The sequence below is a fragment of the Enterobacter sp. 22499 genome, from assembly GCF_052044815.1.
Lineage (GTDB): Bacteria > Pseudomonadota > Gammaproteobacteria > Enterobacterales > Enterobacteriaceae > Enterobacter > Enterobacter bugandensis.
In genome coordinates this window covers 26151-39468 of record NZ_JBQENR010000005.1, presented here as the reverse complement: position 1 = coordinate 39468, position 13318 = coordinate 26151, and the positions used below count along the sequence as shown (strand labels likewise).

Sequence of the window (13318 nt, the reverse complement as noted above, 5' to 3'; positions counted from 1 at the left end):
CATACAGATTATTAAACCAGTACAGATTGCCGCAAAAAACGGCATGCAGATACCGTTTTAGCGGATCTGTATGTTAAATAAAAGTTGTTTTTGCATCTGTATTGCGCAGGTCGATTTGCAGGAAGATAACCCCACTGGCACAGTGAGGAGAGCATTATGGAATTCTACGAGAATCGTTCAAAACGTCCGTTTATTGTGTTTGTCTGGATCGCAAAAACGCTGCGTAACTGGTACCGCATCAACCGGACCCGCCGCATCCTGAGCCAGATGAGCGACGAGCAGCTCAAGGACGTTGGGTTATCCCGCAATGATATTTAAACCGTGGCCGGGTAAGGCGCAGCCGCCACCCGGCGTTTTTCAGCTCAACAGCGCGAGCGTCTGCCGTTTCGGCCTTTCCAGCAGCTCCACCGCCTCCTGATACGTTCGTACGTTGTTATAGCCCATCACCAGCCCGTAGCGTTTGCCCGACCCGCGATACCACTCCGAGAGCGCATTGACCTGCAGCTGCTGTTCCTGCCAGCAGCGGGCCATTTCCCGGTCGCAGCTCCCTTTGGTGAGAAACGCCACGATATGCATTCCGCCGTCGTTTTGCTCGGTGAAAAACAGATCGCCATACACCTCGCGCAGGGCGGCAATCATCCAGTCGCGGCGGGTCTGGTACAGCGCACGCATCTTTTTGAGATGGCGGAAAAAATGCCCTTCGTTGAGAAACGCGGTGAGGATCTTCTGCATCAGCACCGGCTGGCCGCTGGTGGTGATATCCGCGCAGTCGGTAAAGGCTCCGACGGTGCTGGCGGGCATCACCACGTAGCCCATGCGCAGCGACGGCATGATGGTTTTACTGAAGGTGCCCATAAAGATCACCCGGTCGTGCTGGTCGAGGCTTTTCAGCGACGGCAGCACCTTGCGGGTGTAGTGAAACTCCCCGTCGTAATCGTCTTCGATGATCCACGCCTCGTTCTGGCTGGCCCAGTCGAGCAATTGCTGCTTGCGCGGCAGGGAGAGCGTCACCGCCAGCGGGCTCTGGTGCGAGGGGGTGACGATGGCAAAACGCGCGTCACGATGGTGACGAAGCAGGTATTCCGTATCAATGCCGCAGCGATCGACCGGCACCGTGTGCAGGCGCGGCACGATCCGCTTCAGCAGCTGCTGGCCCATAAAGTAGCCCGGATCTTCAAACACCACCTTGTCGCTGCGGCTGGCGAGGGTATCGAGGATCAGCCGCAGGCTGCCGCTGTAGCCGCTGGTGATCAGCACCTGTTCGGCGGTGCAGGACAAGCCGCGCGAGATATTGAGATAGCTGGCGATGGCCTGGCGCAGCGGATACCAGCCCAGGACGGGCGGGTTGAGCATCTCCTCCTGACGCATGGCGCGCGTCGCCTGGCCCGCCAGCAGCAGCCATTTTTTATACGGGAAGCTGTCGAGGGCGGGGATGCCGGGGCGCAGAAATCCGGCCCGCTCGCGCTGGCTGATAAGCGAGGCCGGAAGCGTGCCGGTAGGCTGTTCCGCAGGGGCATTGTTATCCGTTAGCAGTAAATCCGGGTTGACCCGCGTGCCGCGCGCGCCCTGGCTCACCAGATACCCTTCACCCGTCAGAATGGCGTACGCCGTTTCGACGGTTTTGCGCGCCACCTTCAGCTCTTCCGCCAGCACGCGGATGGCAGGTACCTTATCCCCCGGCTTCAGCACGCCGCGCGTGATGTTGTCGCGATAGCGGGAATAAATGTCGTGATAGCCCGGCTTCATGTCCTACCTCATTTCACGCTTTTTGTATCTTTTTACTATGTCATGAACGGCGTAGATTTGCCTCATCGCACGGCACATGCCGCACAAAAAGAGGAAAGACAATGAGCACTCGCGTTAACCACCATAAAGTTACACCTGCCCTCGCCAACGCGCTGTCTGCCCTGAGTATGGAGGTGGCAAAAACCTCCATCGACCCGGCGCTGAAGCACCTGATCGACATTCGCGTGTCGCAGCTGAACGGCTGCACCTTCTGCCTGGATATGCACTCTAAAGAGGCCAAAATCGCCGGGGAACGCGAGCTGCGCCTGTACCATCTGGCGGCCTGGCGCGAGTCCCCGCTGTTCAGCGCCCGCGAGAAAGCCGCGCTGGCCTTCACCGAAGCGCTGACCCAGATTGGCGTTCACGGGGTGAGCGACGCGCTGTACCGCAGCGTGGCGGAGCACTTCTCGGACGTGGAGATTTCAGAGCTGAACTTCGCCATCGTGGCGATCAACGCCTGGAACCGTCTGGGGATCACTTCCCGCATGGCGCCCGGCTCGCTGGACGCGGCTTACGGGCTGAATAAGGCTAACCTGGAATAATCCCGCGCTCGCGGATCATCGCCACCAGCGCCCGCAGTCCCGGCGGGACGTGGCGATGGCCGGGGTAATACAGGCGCAGCCCGGCAAAGGGCTGCGCCCAGTCGTTTAAAACGCTCACCAGTTCTCCACGCTCAAGCTCTTCCCGGATATACAGTTCCGGCAAAAATCCTACCCCTAATCCCGCCTTTACGGCGCGGATCGAGGCGAAAAGATCGGATGTCGCAAAGCGCGGCGGTACGGCAAGGGCGTACGTTTCCCCCCGACGCGCCAGCTCCCAGCGGTAGATCCCGCCGTGGGCCATGCGCATGCCGATCCCCTGATGTGAAAGCAGATCGTCCGGCGTCTGCGGAGTACCGTGACGGGCAAAATAGTCCGGCGTGGCGGTCACCAGCTGGCGGATCTCCCCGGTCAGCGGCACGGCGATCATGTCCTGCGGCACGGACTCCTCAAGGCGGATCCCCGCGTCGTAGCCTTCCGCGACGATGTCGATCATGCGCGCTTCGCTGACGGTTTCCACGCGCATCTTCGGATAGCGGATCATAAAGTCGATCAGCAGCTGGTCCAGAAACAGGGTGCCGATATGGTTCGGCACGTTCAGACGCAGCGTGCCGGCGGGTTCCCCAGTGTCGCTGTGGATCTCCTCGCTGGCGAGGCGGATCTCCTGCAGCGCCGGGCCAACGCGCGCCACGTAGCGCTGTCCGGCGTCGGTGAGCGCCACGCTGCGGGTAGTGCGGTTAAAGAGGCGGGTATCAAGGCGGCTCTCCAGCCCGGCGATAGCGTTGCTGACCGCCGTGGCGGACATGCCGAGCTCCTGCGCCGCGCCGCGAAAGCTGCCGCGCCGCACCACCGCCATAACCACTTCCAGCTCTGTCAGACCTGAACGATGCATAGATTATCCTGAAAATCGAAACAACCCTTGCAGCATAGCGTGGATTATCGCAACGGAGAAGCCGTGCCAGACTGTGCTCACACAGCCTGAGGAGGTTTATATGCACACTATCGAACAGATCTTTATTAACGGCGAATTTGTTACCCCGCACGGCACCGAACGGTTTGATTTATACAATCCGGCGACGGCGCAGGTCATCGGGCAGGTACGCCTGGCGGATGAGGTTGACGCAGCGCGCGCCGTTGCGGCGGCAAAAGCGGCGTTCCCCGCGTGGTCGCAGACGACAAAGCAGGAGCGCATTGCCGCGCTAAAACGTATGCACGCCGCCGTGGCCGCTCGTCACGACGATCTGCTGGAAGCGGTCATCGAAGAGTACGGCGCGCCCGCCTCGCGCTCGGCGTGGATGGCCAGCTATCCGGCGGAGGTGATTGCTCAGGCGATTGAGGCGCTGGAGACGTTTGAATTCGTCACCCCCGCGGGCGCAGCCACGGTGCAGATGACGCCGCTTGGCGTGGCCGGGCTGATTACGCCGTGGAACAGCGACGCAGGATTTATCTGCGGCAAGCTGGCGGCCGCGCTGGCCGCGGGCTGTACGGCGGTGATCAAGCCGAGCGAAATGAGCGCCCTGCAAACGCAGATTGTCACCGAAGCGCTGCGCGATGCGGCTCTGCCGCCGGGCGTGTTTAACATCGTCACCGGACGGGGTGAGACGGTCGGTGACATAATCAGCCGCCATCCGGACGTGGCAAAAATCTCGTTTACCGGTTCGACGCATACCGGCAAGGCGATCCTGCGCAACGCGGCGGAAAGCTTTAAGCGCGTGACGCTGGAGTTAGGCGGGAAATCGCCGACGATCCTGCTGGATGACGTGGATCTGGCGCAGGCGATCCCGCTGGTGATTCAGGCCGGGTTTATGAACAGCGGGCAGGCGTGCGTGGCCGGTACGCGCATTCTGGTGCCTTACTCGCGTAAGGCGGAGATCGAAACCGCGCTGGCGCAGGCCGTAGCGGCGGTGAACTCCGGCGATCCGCGCGATAAATCAACGGACGTCGGCCCGATGGTCAGCGCAAAGCAGTGGCAGCGGGTGCAGGGCTATATCAGCAAAGGTGTCGAAGAGGGGGCGCGCCTGCTGGCGGGCGGCGAGGGGCGGCCGGAAGGCACGCAGGACGGCTGGTTTGTGCGCCCGACGCTGTTTGCCGACGTGAACAACCAAATGACGATTGCCCGCGACGAGATTTTTGGCCCGGTGCTGTGCGTAATTCCCTATCGTGACGAGGCGGAGGCGATTGCCATTGCCAACGACACGGACTACGGCCTGAGCGCGGTGGTGCTGGGCGGTGCGGACCGCGCGCGCCGCGTGGCGCAGCAGATTGTTTCCGGTCGCGTACTGGTGAACACCCTGGCCCATGAACCGAAAGCGCCGTTCGGCGGGTTTAAGCACTCCGGCGTGGGGCGCGAGATGGGCGAGTGGGGGATCCGCGCGTTTATGGAGCCGAGGTCGGTTCTGGGCTAAAGCTTCGCTCTTTACCGAAGCATTGTGTTTTTCCATCCTGCATTCTCTCCTCAACATCACAGCGGAGAGACCATCATGATCGCAGTCCTTTTCGAAGCCAAAGCCGCGCCTGCCCATCAGGCGCGCTACCTCCAACTTGCCGCAGAGCTTAAGCCTTTGCTGGCCGACATCGACGGTTTTATCGATATCGAACGGTTCCAGAGCCTGACGACCGACGGCAAAATTCTTTCCCTTTCCTGGTGGCGGGATGAAGAGGCCGTCCGCCGCTGGAAGCAGAACGTTTTCCATCAGGCGGCGCAGGCCGAAGGGCGGGAGTCGATTTTCTCTTTCTACCGTATTCGCGTGGCGCAGCTGGTGCGGGAGTACAGTTCCGAAACGGGAGGGCGCGCGAATGTATGACATTCACGTGATTTTCCGCGACGGGCCCGGCGAGCTGGCGCGCTTTGGACAGCTGTTGGGGCGCAACGGCGTGGGGCTTGAGGGTGGCGGCGTATTCGGTACCGATGCCCATTTCCTGGTGGAGGACGGGGAAAAAGCCCGCCGCGTGCTGGTGGAGGCCGGGTTTACCGTGCAGGCGGTGCGAAAGCCGGTGATCAGAAAGCTCAGGCAGGCGCGCCCCGGGGAGCTGGGTGAAATTGCGGCGGCGCTGGCGGCACGCGGCGTGTCTGTTCTTACCCAGTACAGCGACCATGCGAATCACCTTATTCTGCTGACGGATGATGATAAGCTGGCCGCAGAAATCACCGAACCCTGGGCAGCACATGTTAAAGACAAGCTTACCGACTGATAACGGCGCGGCGCTGGAGAAGGCCATTGCGGCGGTGGCGGCGGCAATGGCCGATCCGTCGCGCGTGAAGATGCTGTGTGCGCTGATGGACGGGCGGGCGTGGACCGCCACCGAACTGAGCACCGCGGCAGACGTCGCCCCCTCGACCGCCAGCGGGCATCTCGCCCGGCTGGTGGAGGGAAAGTTGATTACCTGTCTGTCTCAGGGGCGGCACCGCTACTATCGTCTGGCGGGGCACGACGTGGCGGAGCTGATCGAACAGATGATGGGGCTCTCCTGGAGCCGCATTGCGCCGCCGGAAACCACCGCGCCGAAGGCCATGCGGGAGGCGCGCACCTGCTACGATCATCTGGCGGGCGAGGTGGCGGTAAAGATCTACGATTTCATGCAGGCGGAAGGCTGGCTGGAGGCAGACGGTTCAGCACTCACGCTGTATGGCCGAGAGCAGTTTCTGAAGCTCGGCGTGTCGTTAAGCGCTCATCCGCGCCGCAAGGCCTGCTGCGCCTGTCTGGACTGGAGCGAGCGGCGGTTTCACCTCGGAGGCGAAGCTGGCGCGGCGCTGCTTATTCATCTGGAAAGCAAAGGGTGGATCCAGCGGGTGGCGGGGTATCGGGAGGTGGTGGTGACGGCTTCGGGAAAAAGTGCCGTCAGGAGGCATTTTAGCCGCTAAACTCCACTGCGGGCTGGTGCCCTCACCCCGACCCTCTCCCACAGGGAGTGGGAGACATCGTTTTCGCAATTCCTGCTCTTTCGTCTCGCGTTTCTTGATACTTACCCTGATAACTATTATCTTGACCGCGTGTGACGAGAGGTTTCCCCATGAGTGAAGAAGCGCTGTTTAGCCGCAGGCCGATGGGCATGCGGATGGCAATGATCGTGCGCCAGTGGCGTGCGGTGATCGATGATGCCATTCTCGATACCGGCTTAACCCAGTCGAGCTGGACGGTGATGATGCAGCTTCATCAGCTCGGGGATAACGTCTCAATGAGTGAGCTGGCGGAGGTGCAGGGTATTGAACTGCCGCCGCTGATGCGCACCCTGACACAGCTGGAAAAACAGGGTTACCTGCTGCGCACCACATCGCCTTATGACAAGCGCATCCGGCTTCTGACGCTGACGCCTGAGGGAAAAGCCATTTTAAAAAGGCTCACTCAGGTGATTGAGACCTATCAGGCGCGCGTGTCGCAACACATCGCGCCGGAGCATATCGAGATTTTCAGCGCCACGTTAAATCAAATCGCCTGCAATTTGCGGACAATCCGCGAAGAAGACAACAAGACCGAAAAATAATGACCCCTGAACAAAAATTTGCCCGCTGGGTAAGGGTGAGTATTGCCTCTTTCCTGCTGATGTTTATCTATTTTGTCGTCGCGGATATCTGGATCCCGCTGACGCCAGACTCCACCGTCATGCGCGTGGTGACGCCGGTTTCTCCGCGCGTCTCCGGCTACGTGGCGGCGGTACATGTCCACAACAACAGCCAGGTGAAGAAAGGCGATCTGCTGTTTGCGCTCGACGACACGCCGTTTCGCAATAAAGTGGAAGCGGCGCAAATCGCGCTGGAGCAGGCGCGTCTCTCTAACGAACAGCTGGACGCGCAGATCGCCGCCGCGCAGGCCAGCCTGAAAACCGCGGTGCTGACCGCACGTAACGACAAGGTAACCTTCGAACGCTATCAGAAACTGAGCACGTTACAGAACGTATCGCAGGCGGATCTGGATAAGGTCCGCACCGCCTGGCAGAGCAGCGAGCAGTCCGTCAGCACGATTCAGGCCAACATCCGGAACCTGCGCATCCAGCGCGGCGAGCGCGAAGAACACCGCAACGTGACGCTGCAAAAATACCGCAACGCGCTGGATGAAGCAGAGCTGAACCTCGGCTGGACAAAGGTCTACGCCCAGGCGGACGGCACGGTCAGTAACCTGCAGTTAAGCCCCGGTTTTTACGCCTCATCCGGGTCCGCCGCGCTGGCGCTGGTAAACAACCAGACCGATATCGTGGCCGATTTCCGCGAGAAGAGCCTGCGCCATACCCGTCAGGGCACCGATGCCGCCGTAGTGTTTGACGCCTTCCCGGGGCAGGTGTTCCGCGCCCACGTGGCCAGCAGCGACGCGGGGATCCTCGCAGGCCAGGAGGCGGTTAACGGCCAGCTCTCCCAGCCGGAGACCTCTAACCGCTGGGTACGAGACGCCCAACGCATGCGCATTCACGTCACGCTGGATGAGCCGCTGCCGAAGCCGCTGCCAACCGGCGCGCGGGCGACCGTGCAGCTCTACAACAGCGAAGGGCCGTTTGCGCGCTTCTTCTCTGGAATGCAGATCCACCTGGTGAGCCTGCTTCACTATGTCTATTAATACGCTGGCGCGGGTCTTTACCCCGCACGGCAACATCGTCTACACGGCAAACGACTTTCGCCAGACCCTGCGCATCGTTTTTGCCGGGATGATTGCCCTGAGCATATCGAGCTTCTACAACACCAGCTACGGCGTGTTTTTCGTGGTCTATCCGATCATGCTGCTGTCGCTGGTGCCGGTGTTTAACCGCCACGTGGCGAAGCAGTTTATCTTCAGCGCATCGCTGAACTGCGTCGAAATGGTGATTATCATCGGCTATCTTTCCCAATGGCCGGTCATCATGACGCTGGTGGTATTTGCTCTTTACGTGATGCGTTTTCGTTTTATGAGCAAAGGGCCGCTGTTCCTGTTCGGCTCGATGGGCGTTGTGTGCCAGAGCGTAATGCTCAACTTTATGAGCTACCCCACCACCAACTGGCACACGCTGCTGTTTTCCAACATTGAAGCGAGCGTGATGGCGGTGTGCCTGAGCGCGCTGATGAACTACCTGCTGCCGGACGTGGAGCCCCGCAAGCCGCCGCCGCTGATTGAGAAAGACGACGCCCGCGTGCGCCACGAGTCGCTGCTCTCCGGCAGCGTCGCGACGATGATTTTCGTGGTGTTTCAGATTAGCGACTTAAGCGATTCGCTCTCGGCGCTGATGGCAGGAATTCTGATCCTGTTCCCTATGCACTATCGCGGCGCGGTGATGAGCTCCATCTGGCGCGTGGTCGGGGTAGTGCTGGGCTGCCTCTACATTCTGGTGGTGCAGCTTATCCTCTACGATCACAGCAGCCATATGCTGCTGATGATGCCGCTGATTGGCCTCGGCCTGGCGTTTGGCGCGCGGCTGCACGTGATGGAGAAAGTGGGCGCGGGCGTGGGGTTTTCCAGCATCACGACCATCGGCATTATGTTCGGGCAGAACATGCACCCGGACAGCGACCTGGTGTTCAGCGATCTCTATCGCATCACCTCCGTGACCTTTTCGCTGGTGGCGACGCTGACGATGGTCTTTCTGGTGCATTTGATCCTGAACCGTTTCGCCGTCACGCGCTACGTCATTCAGGGTTGATAGCGTTTGCCGCCGCTGAAGCTCCAGTCCTCAGCGGCCGTAAACTGGATAACGACCATCACGTCTCCACCTTCAATGCCCATCTTCTCATTCAGTTGCGCAGCCAGCTGGTGGTAGAGGGCAGATTTCTGTTCATTGCTCCTCGGCTTACCAGCAACGATATTAAACAGTATCGCCCCCTCCGTTCTGCCCGTGCTGAGATAGTGCCGATCAATGTATCGATCCCCGGCCGCGAAGCATTCAAAAAAATGGAATCTGTCCTGTGCGGGAACGGCGAAGGTTTCCGTCAGCGCCTGGTGCAGAATGTCCGAGATCTGCTTTTGCTGCATCTCGCTATAGCGGTCACCCGTCATGATACGAACAAACGGCATTACTGTTTCTCCTCTGCAAGACTGCTCAGCGCGCTGACGGCGGCCGGCCAGCCTGCGTAAAACGCCAAATGGGTAAACGCTTCGGCTATTTCGTCGTCCGTCACGCCGTTTTGCCGGGCGAAGCCGATATGCCAGGGAAGCTGCGCGGTGCGCCCCAGGGCTGCCAGCGCGGCAAGCGTGATCAGACTGCGATCCCGCGGGGCTAGCTGCGGACGCTGCCAGATATCGCCAAAAAGTACCTGCTGGCTCAGTTCCGCCAGCTTAGGGGAAACCTGCGCAAGCGTGTCGCGATTCAGTGTTGTGCTCATTTTTATTCCTCCTGTCGTCTGGAAATCACTTTCGCAGGCTGCCACCATAAATAAAATCGCAATGTTCAGGACTGAATGTCCTGAAAATGAGGATGATATGGATAAACGCTTTTCAGCATTAGACCTGGACGCGCTGCGCAGCTTTGTGGAGGGGATCCAGTCCGCCAGTTTTGCCGAGGCGGCGGACAGACTGTGTCGGTCCACCTCTGCGGTCAGTGCCCAGTTAAAAAAGCTGGAGCAGCAGTGTGGCGTGGCTCTGACCGTTAAGCAGGGGCGTACGCTGGCACTGACCCGAGAGGGTGAAATTCTGCTGAGCTACGCCCGACGCATGCTGGTATTAAATGATGAAGCGCTCCGGGCTATCAGAGGTGAGTTGCTTCAGGGCGAGGTGCGGCTGGGTATGCAGGAGGACTTTGGCGAGTCCGTGATGCCGAAGGTCCTCGGCGATTTTCACAGACAACACCCTGAGCTTCGCATGACGGCACGTGTCGATCGCAACCCGCCGCTGCTGCGCGGCGTGGCGGCGAATGAACTCGATCTGGCGCTGGTCTGGCAGGAAGGTCGAGAAGGCGACTACGTGCGAAGCGAACCGCTGGCATGGATTTGCCGGTCCCGCGAGGACATTGAGGTCCTTCTGCAACGAGGTGAGCCGCTGCCGCTGGTGATGTTTGACGCGCCCTGCCTCCTGCGAAGCCGGGCCATCGCGGCACTGGATGCCGCAGGTATTCCCTGGCGTATCGCTTATACCAGCTATAGCCTGAGCGGGCTGTGGGCGGGAGTTAGCGCGGGGCTGGGTATTACGCTCCGCACGCGTATTGGTCTGCCCGAGACGTTATGGATCGACAGCCACCTGCTGCCAGATGCAGGAGAGCTGGGTATCGCCCTGCATCAGGGGAGCGCCTCCCCCGATGCAGCTATTACCAGCATGAAGGCGCTGATCCTCAGGACGCTGAATGGATAAGCGTTGGGACTTGCGAGAGTAAGTACAGGATGAGGCCTATCGTCCCGCCCACCAGCGTGCCGTTGACGCGGATGAACTGCAGGTCTTTGCCGATGTTCAGCTCAATCTGGCGGGACATGTCTTTGGCGTCCCAGCTTTTGACCGTGTCGCTGATGTGGCGGGTCAGGAACGCGGCGAAATCCGGTGCGACGCGGTGCGCGGCCTGCTCCAGATGCTCGTTCAGCGACGCGCGCAGGCTGGCGTCGTTTGTTAGCGTTTCGCCAAACCACAGCCCGGCGTTGGCGATGCGCTGCTTCACGCGCGAATCCTCGCTCTGCATATCCGCCTTCAGCCACTGGCGCAGGTCAGCCCACATCTCGCCCAGATAGCGGTTAAACGCCTCATCGTTTTTCAGGTAGTGCTTGATGTTATCGGCTTTCGCCGCCATTTCCGGATCGTTTTTCAGGTTGTCGATAAGCTTCAGCGTGGCGCGGTCGAACGCCTGACGGATCTGGTGCGTGCGGTCGTGGCTGATATCGTCCAGCAGCGTGTTCACCGCGTTCGACACCATCTCCGCGCTTTGATCGCCCAGCCACTCCGTGGGGAGCACCATCGCCTTGCGGGGATGCTCGGTTTTGAGCCAGTGGACGATCTGGTCGGCAATAAAGTCCCGCGTGCTTTCCCGCTGAATCAGGGTAATCAGGCGGTTGATGATGGCGTCCAGCAGTACCTGATGGCGGTTATTTTTGGTCATGCTCTCCAGCATGACGGCGCTGGTTTCGGTGAAATCCACCTTGTCGATGGCCTTATGCACCGCCCGTTTAAGCAGGCGCTGAATACGTCCGTCATCGGTCAGCTCGAGAAAACCGCTCATCACCTGCATCAGATGCAGCCCGACGCGCTGGGCGTTGTCGGGCTTGCTGAACCAGGCGCCAATCATCTGCGCTGGCTCATAGCGGCGGATCAGCGCCACAAGCGACTGAGTATCAAGAAACTTCTCCTGCACGAACTGGCCAAGATTGTCGCCGATTCGGTCCTTATTGCGCGGGATAATCGCCGTATGGCGCGAGATAAACGGAATGGGAACCCGGCGGAACAGCGCGACGACGGCAAACCAGTCCGCCAGCGCGCCGACCATCGCCGCCTCGGCAATGGCTTTGACGCCGCGCACCCAGAAGGTCTGCGGCAGGAAGAGGGTGGTGACAAAGGCCGCGGCGGCAATCAGCAGCAGCGACAGCGCCAGCAGCTTGGCGCGTTTGAGTTCAGCGATTTTTTCCATGGGTTAAGGATAGAGGGAAGCGGGGGAAAAGTGCAAAAATCGCCACAGCACCCACCCGCCAAACCCCATCAGCACCACGCCCGCCGTGCGCTCAATCCACCACAGCGAACGGCTGAGCTTCTGTTGCACCGCCGATAGCCCCATCATCGACACCAGCGCCAGATCCCACGCCAGCACCACCATCACCATCCAGACGCTGCAGGTCGCCTGCTGAAGCAGCGTGACGTCCGGCCCGAGTAAAGCCGTCATCAGCGCCAGGTAGAACAGCGCATTTTTTGGATTTAACAGCGCCGATCCCAGCCCCAGCAGGATCTGCTTCATCAGAGAAGGGCACCGCTGACGGGTTTCTGCAAGCGCCAGCGCCTGCGGTTGGCTGCGCACCAGATGCGAGCCGATCCACAGCAGGTACAGCGCCCCGCATACCTCGATAAGCGTAAACAGCCACGTAAACTGGCGCAGCGCGCTCCAGCCGATAATCACCAGAACAATATAGAGCGCGTTACCCGCGGCGATGCCGACGCACAGCCCGGCGCTGCCGCGCAGTCGGTAGCGCGCCGCGTAGCCCACAAGCAGGAAAAAATCCGGACCCGGGCTCAACAGCGCAACAAAATGCGCCAGCGCCAGAGCGAGAAAAGCGGAAGGGAAGAACAGTTCCATAGCGACCTCAGTTAACCATCTGAGGACAGGCTACGGCGCTGCAGAACCTATTTATTGTCTGATATTGATCGGCCCGTGGCGTACTGGCGCGGCGTGGCGGCGGTATAGCTGACGAAGGTCTTATGAAAATGGCTCTGGTCGGCAAAGCCGCTCTGGTAGCCGACGTCGGCGATGTCGTCCCCGGCACGTAGCCGCGCTTTGGCGAACTCCACGCGGGAGATGTTGAGGAAGCTGCCCGGCGTCAGGCCGGTGTCCTGCCGGAAGGTGCGGATCAGCGTCTCCTTGCGCAGCGAGAAGCGTTGGGCAAGTTCGTCGAGAGAGGGCGGGCTGGTGAGATTGGAAAGAAACGCCTCCTGAACCTGCTGGCTGGTTGGCCGAAGCGCGTCTGCGTTATCTGCGCAGCGGGGAAGGGCAGAAAGCAGCGCCTCCACGGACGCTGGAGACATTGTCTTAACGACGTCCAGGTAACGGGCAAACAGGGCAGGGTTACGAATCACCTGTAGCGCCAGAGGAAAATCGGTGTCGATATAGAGCATATGGTAGCTGCGCGGCTGCCCGTCGACGGGGTTGCAGCTGTGCGGCACATAAGCCGGGATCGCAATGAGGTCCCCGGGATGAAGAATGTACTCTTGGTCATGACACACGCAGCAGGTCTGGCCCTCAACAATCGCGCCGATGGAGAGTTGAGGGTGACAGTGGCGTTTGTACGCCTGCGTGCTCTGCCAGGTGCTGCGCAGCTCAAGGCCCCTGGCGCGGTGAAAAGTCTGGCGAACGTGTCGGGTATCGGTCATGGAAACTCCTTCTGGACGTTTTTTATACCACGTCAGCGAACCGTCCGG

Annotated in this window: 17 protein-coding genes; 10 read left to right on the top strand and 7 right to left on the bottom strand. The window is 60.3% G+C overall.

Going from position 1 to position 13318, the window contains the following annotated elements:
• Positions 1-156 precede the first annotated feature (156 nt).
• Positions 157-318, top strand: coding sequence for a DUF1127 domain-containing protein (locus ACTJI7_RS15440; RefSeq protein ID WP_063154866.1), 162 nt, complete (start codon positions 157-159; stop codon positions 316-318).
• A 39-nt stretch (positions 319-357) separates the two neighbouring features.
• Here ACTJI7_RS15440 and pdxR read toward each other — a convergent pair whose 3' ends face one another.
• The gene (gene pdxR, locus ACTJI7_RS15435) at positions 358-1746 is read right to left on the bottom strand and encodes a MocR-like pyridoxine biosynthesis transcription factor PdxR (protein WP_063154865.1); all 1389 of its coding nucleotides are present in this window, start codon (positions 1744-1746) and stop codon (positions 358-360) included.
• 101 nt (positions 1747-1847) lie between these two features.
• On the opposite strand from pdxR, the gene ACTJI7_RS15430 reads away from it, so the two are divergent.
• A complete protein-coding gene (locus ACTJI7_RS15430; protein WP_014882392.1) occupies positions 1848-2327 on the top strand; it encodes a carboxymuconolactone decarboxylase family protein in 480 nt (159 codons plus the stop codon).
• On the opposite strand, the gene ACTJI7_RS15425 is transcribed toward ACTJI7_RS15430, so the two are convergent.
• The gene (locus ACTJI7_RS15425; protein ID WP_028015376.1) at positions 2314-3216 is read right to left on the bottom strand and encodes a LysR family transcriptional regulator; all 903 of its coding nucleotides are present in this window, start codon (positions 3214-3216) and stop codon (positions 2314-2316) included. The two genes, ACTJI7_RS15430 and ACTJI7_RS15425, sit on opposite strands and share 14 nt — an antisense overlap.
• Before the next feature lie 100 nt (positions 3217-3316).
• On the opposite strand from ACTJI7_RS15425, the gene ACTJI7_RS15420 reads away from it, so the two are divergent.
• The 7 genes from ACTJI7_RS15420 (at position 3317) to ACTJI7_RS15390 (ending at position 8924) form a co-directional block, all read left to right on the top strand.
• Positions 3317-4729 carry an aldehyde dehydrogenase family protein gene (locus ACTJI7_RS15420; RefSeq protein ID WP_440670765.1) on the top strand — a complete coding sequence of 471 codons (1413 nt, stop codon included), beginning with the start codon at positions 3317-3319 and terminating at the stop codon, positions 4727-4729.
• 75 nt (positions 4730-4804) lie between these two features.
• Complete coding sequence (locus ACTJI7_RS15415) at positions 4805-5128, top strand: antibiotic biosynthesis monooxygenase family protein (RefSeq protein WP_041911331.1); 324 nt, start codon at positions 4805-4807, stop codon at positions 5126-5128.
• Positions 5121-5516, top strand: a complete 396-nt coding sequence (locus tag ACTJI7_RS15410) for a hypothetical protein (RefSeq protein WP_063154863.1) — start codon at positions 5121-5123, stop codon at positions 5514-5516. The genes ACTJI7_RS15415 and ACTJI7_RS15410 overlap by 8 nt, the downstream gene beginning before the upstream one ends.
• Positions 5491-6186 carry an ArsR/SmtB family transcription factor gene (locus tag ACTJI7_RS15405; protein WP_063154862.1) on the top strand — a complete coding sequence of 232 codons (696 nt, stop codon included), beginning with the start codon at positions 5491-5493 and terminating at the stop codon, positions 6184-6186. The genes ACTJI7_RS15410 and ACTJI7_RS15405 overlap by 26 nt, the downstream gene beginning before the upstream one ends.
• Before the next feature lie 149 nt (positions 6187-6335).
• Complete coding sequence (locus tag ACTJI7_RS15400) at positions 6336-6806, top strand: MarR family winged helix-turn-helix transcriptional regulator (RefSeq protein ID WP_028015381.1); 471 nt, start codon at positions 6336-6338, stop codon at positions 6804-6806.
• Positions 6803-7870 carry an HlyD family secretion protein gene (locus tag ACTJI7_RS15395; RefSeq protein WP_120279559.1) on the top strand — a complete coding sequence of 356 codons (1068 nt, stop codon included), beginning with the start codon at positions 6803-6805 and terminating at the stop codon, positions 7868-7870. Before ACTJI7_RS15400 ends, ACTJI7_RS15395 begins: the two co-directional genes overlap by 4 nt.
• A complete protein-coding gene (locus tag ACTJI7_RS15390; protein WP_248203793.1) occupies positions 7860-8924 on the top strand; it encodes a DUF2955 domain-containing protein in 1065 nt (354 codons plus the stop codon). The genes ACTJI7_RS15395 and ACTJI7_RS15390 overlap by 11 nt, the downstream gene beginning before the upstream one ends.
• On the opposite strand, the gene ACTJI7_RS15385 is transcribed toward ACTJI7_RS15390, so the two are convergent.
• On the bottom strand, positions 8915-9295 hold the full coding sequence (locus ACTJI7_RS15385; protein ID WP_248071517.1) for a tautomerase family protein: 381 nt from the start codon (positions 9293-9295) through the stop codon (positions 8915-8917). The two genes, ACTJI7_RS15390 and ACTJI7_RS15385, sit on opposite strands and share 10 nt — an antisense overlap.
• A complete protein-coding gene (locus tag ACTJI7_RS15380) occupies positions 9295-9603 on the bottom strand; it encodes a carboxymuconolactone decarboxylase family protein (RefSeq protein WP_028015385.1) in 309 nt (102 codons plus the stop codon). Before ACTJI7_RS15380 ends, ACTJI7_RS15385 begins: the two co-directional genes overlap by 1 nt.
• Before the next feature lie 97 nt (positions 9604-9700).
• Here ACTJI7_RS15380 and ACTJI7_RS15375 point away from each other — a divergent pair, with 97 nt between their 5' ends.
• A complete protein-coding gene (locus ACTJI7_RS15375; RefSeq protein WP_150144767.1) occupies positions 9701-10564 on the top strand; it encodes a LysR substrate-binding domain-containing protein in 864 nt (287 codons plus the stop codon).
• Here ACTJI7_RS15375 and ACTJI7_RS15370 read toward each other — a convergent pair.
• From ACTJI7_RS15370 to ACTJI7_RS15360, 3 genes are read right to left on the bottom strand one after another with little or no spacing between them, the layout of a single operon-like run.
• Complete coding sequence (locus ACTJI7_RS15370) at positions 10545-11822, bottom strand: DUF445 domain-containing protein (protein WP_440670770.1); 1278 nt, start codon at positions 11820-11822, stop codon at positions 10545-10547. The genes ACTJI7_RS15375 and ACTJI7_RS15370 overlap by 20 nt on opposite strands.
• A gap of 3 nt (positions 11823-11825) precedes the next feature.
• Positions 11826-12479: a LysE family translocator gene (locus ACTJI7_RS15365; RefSeq protein WP_236327745.1), complete on the bottom strand. Its 654-nt coding sequence runs from the start codon at positions 12477-12479 to the stop codon at positions 11826-11828.
• 47 nt (positions 12480-12526) lie between these two features.
• Positions 12527-13270, bottom strand: a complete 744-nt coding sequence (locus ACTJI7_RS15360) for a helix-turn-helix domain-containing protein (RefSeq protein ID WP_440670773.1) — start codon at positions 13268-13270, stop codon at positions 12527-12529.
• Positions 13271-13318: the final 48 nt, after the last annotated feature.